Raw genomic sequence first — 3165 nt, forward strand, 5'->3', positions numbered from 1 at the left:
GACGCCGTGATCCCGCCGCCTCCGCCCGAGGCGATGCTCCCCGCCACCCGCCGCTCGCGATCCACGCCGGCGATCCTCACGGGCGACCAGCCCGCTCCGGTCGCCGACGACTGGGCGCAGCCGTCGATCGCCCCCGAGGTGCCGACCTCCGGCGGATACCGGGCGCTCACCGTCGTCATCTTCGCGTTCCTGCTGCTGCTCCTGGCGGCGGCGATCGGGTGTGCGATCTATCTCGGCGCCACGACGCTCGGGTTGTCGGTGGGCGAGCTCTCGACGGGCGTCGCGGCTCTCGCGGCGCCCTGAGCCGCAGCGTCACCACGGCAGGGCTCGTCGTCACTCAGGATCGTCTGGATGCCCAGATGTACGCGGGCACGGCGACCACGACGACGACGAGGTGCATCACCATGAGGGCGACGACCGCGACTGTGGTCGTACCGGGGATGAACTGCAGCGCGAGCAGCAGCACATCGGGGACGAACGACGCCAGGGTCACGACGGGCACGAGGATCGTCAGCGTGCGGCGCGGGTCGCGAGCGCGCTGGCGAACGAGCGACCAGCCGATCCAGCCGAGCGTGACGCCGAGCGCGGTGAACAGACCGTAGGCCGGGAGGGTCAGTGGGCCGTAGGTCGGCGGTGCTCCGGCGGCGACGGCGACGAGTGCGACGACGGAGTTCGCCGCGATCGCGACCGTGACGGCGGCGACGAGGATGAGGGCGGCGCTCGTGCGCGACCGAGCAGTGCGTCCGACCGGGCGGACGGTTGTGGTGACCATGGCGACTCCTTCGATCGACTGATTCCGGTACCAGGCGGTACCGGATATAACGGTACTGCTCAATCCCGGAATGTACAATGGGTGCGATGAGCGACGACCGATCGACGAGGGCTGCAGGGCGACCGAGGGATCCTGGCGTCGACGCGGGCATCCTCGACGCGGTGCAGGACCTGCTCATCGAGCACGGATACGCGGGCACCACGATCGGCGCCGTCGCAGAGCGCGCCCGCTGCGGGCGTTCGGCCATCTATCGCCGGTGGGAGACCAAGGCCGAGCTCGTCGTCGCCGCGGTGGGGGCTCTGCAGGTCACTGCGGCGGTCCCCGACACCGGCACGCTCCGGGGCGACCTCCTCGAGGCCGCGATGCACTTCGCCCAGGCGGATGAGCGCACCGCGAGCGTGCTCGCCAGCATCCTCAGTGAGATCGGCCGCGACGAGGAGTTGCGCGCCGTGGCGTACCGGGTGGTCGGCGGACCGCCGGTCGCGGCACTGGTCGCGGTGATCGAACGGTGGAGGGAGCGGGGCGTCGTTCGAGTGGACGCCCCGGTCGCGCTCATCGCAGGTCTCGTGCCGACCGCCGCGTTCGGCAGCGTCAGCCTGAGTCGGCGGGCGCTCGAGCCGGATGCCGTCGTGCAGCTGGTCGACGAGGTCGTCCTCCCCGCTCTGACGTAGGCGGCGGGGGTCCGCCCCCAATAACGCGAACGCCCCATCCGCGCGAGCGGACGGGGCATTCTGCATCCATCGGTTCGCGGTGCCGTCAGGCGTCGCGGCCACGGGAGAAGCCGGCGTCGAAACCGCGCTCGTACGCATCCTGCGCCGCCCGCGCGAAGCGGTGCCCGCCGTGACGGGATGCTCCGTGTCGGCCGTGCTCGTGTCGGCCGTGCTCGTGCCCGACGTGGCCGCGGGCGTGGTCGTGGTCGGCGCCGTGCTCGGCGCCGGGGTGGCCGTGGTCTGTGTGACCGGTGTGGCCGTGCTCGACGCCGGCGTGGCCGTGGCCTGCGCGACCGGTGTCGGCGAAGCGGGCGTGACCCGGGTGGCCGCGGTGTCCGCAGTCCCGGTGGCCGAACTCGGCGTCCGTAGCGTGTTCGTGTGCGCCTCCGAAACCGGGTCCGAAGGCGCGGCCGAACGGGTGTCCGGGGCGGTGGCCGAAGCCGCGGCCGGGGCCGAACCCGTGGGTGCGGCCGAACCCGTGGCGACGACCGCGTCCGCGGGGGAGCGGTGTCTCCTCGTCCCAGCCGAATGCTCGGGCGATCTGCTCGAGCGAGGCGAGGGTGGTCTCGAGATCTTCGGGGCTCACGGCGTCGGACACCTTGGTGCGGATGCCGTCGACGATGACGCCGAGTCGTTGCTTCGCCTCGCGGCCCTCGTCGGTGAGTGTCCAGCCGGCGTCGTCTGCGGCGATCCACCCGCGCTCGACCAGTCCGCGCAGCTTGTGGGCGTTCAGGGGGCGACGGGCGGGCGCTGTGCCGTCGATGATGTTCAGCATCCGCCAGTCGCGGCGGCTCGCGTGCTCGCCCTCGAAGGCGGTGTCGAACTCGGCGGCCATCAGCCGATCGACGGCCTTGAGCCAGTAGCCGAACGGGCGAGAGGTGGGGGAGGCGTTCTGAGTGTCAGGAGTGTTCATGGGGTGATCCTTAGATGTCATTGAGCATGTGCTTGTCACTATGCATGTATATGTAGTGTGACATGCACTCATGTTGCATGTCAAGTCGCATGTAAAATCGACGTGTGAGCGCTGCAGAGAACGACCCCACCGAGGCCATCGCCCGCGCCCTGTCGCGTCTGCGAGGTCGGCGCCCAGGCGGTCGCGGCCCGCGGGGCATGGGTGCTCCGCATGGCTGGCACGGGGGTCCTCACCCCGATCATTTCGAGCAGCCCACCCACGGGCACGGACACCCGGTGCACCCCGGAATGCCGCCATGGGCAAGCGACCCCTCCGGGCGGTTCGGCGGTCCCGCGCGCATGCGGATGCTCGAGGCGCTCGCCGCAGCATCCGCTCCCCTCAGCGTGAGTGACCTCGGTGCCGCGATCGGCGTCGACCAACCGCGCGCCTCACGCCTCGTGCAGCAGGGCGTCGCCCACGGATTCGTTCGTCGCGAGGCCGACCCGGACGATGCGCGGCGAACCCGGATCGCGTTGACCGACGAGGGGCGCAAGATCGCTCGCGGTATGCGCGGAGAACGGCGCGAAGCTCTCGGGAAGGCGCTCGCGGCCTTCACTGACGACGAGCGCGAACAGCTCGCGACGCTCCTGAGCAAGCTCGCCGACAACTGGGAGAGCTGAGCTCGCCGAAGCGGCACCGGGTGCCCACTCCTCTGGGTGGGTGCGGTGCTTGGGGGCGTTCGTGTGGCACCTGTTGTCGCCACCTGCGCAGGATTGCGGCGCGAGGTGCCA

At 71.1% G+C, this 3165-nt stretch carries 5 protein-coding genes; 3 read left to right on the forward strand and 2 right to left on the reverse strand.

Annotated features, from left to right (window positions below; genetic code table 11):
• Window positions 1–303 (forward strand): hypothetical protein (locus RWO82_RS15350; protein ID WP_314428398.1); only part of this gene is annotated, 303 nt, incomplete at its 5' end.
• Between the two features lie 34 nt (window positions 304–337).
• Here the strand turns inward: RWO82_RS15350 and RWO82_RS15355 are convergent.
• Window positions 338–772, reverse strand: a complete 435-nt coding sequence (locus tag RWO82_RS15355; protein ID WP_314428399.1) for a DUF6069 family protein — start codon at window positions 770–772, stop codon at window positions 338–340.
• Between the two features lie 86 nt (window positions 773–858).
• Here RWO82_RS15355 and RWO82_RS15360 point away from each other — a divergent pair, with 86 nt between their 5' ends.
• A complete protein-coding gene (locus tag RWO82_RS15360; protein WP_314428400.1) occupies window positions 859–1443 on the forward strand; it encodes a TetR/AcrR family transcriptional regulator in 585 nt (194 codons plus the stop codon).
• 85 nt (window positions 1444–1528) lie between these two features.
• Here the strand turns inward: RWO82_RS15360 and RWO82_RS15365 are convergent, their stop codons facing one another.
• A complete protein-coding gene (locus tag RWO82_RS15365) occupies window positions 1529–2395 on the reverse strand; it encodes a hypothetical protein (RefSeq protein ID WP_314428401.1) in 867 nt (288 codons plus the stop codon).
• Between the two features lie 104 nt (window positions 2396–2499).
• Between RWO82_RS15365 and RWO82_RS15370 the strand changes: the two genes are divergently transcribed.
• On the forward strand, window positions 2500–3054 hold the full coding sequence (locus RWO82_RS15370; RefSeq protein WP_314428402.1) for a MarR family winged helix-turn-helix transcriptional regulator: 555 nt from the start codon (window positions 2500–2502) through the stop codon (window positions 3052–3054).
• Window positions 3055–3165: the final 111 nt, after the last annotated feature.

The sequence above is a fragment of the uncultured Microbacterium sp. genome (genome assembly GCF_963521645.1).
In the GTDB taxonomy this organism is placed as follows: domain Bacteria; phylum Actinomycetota; class Actinomycetes; order Actinomycetales; family Microbacteriaceae; genus Microbacterium.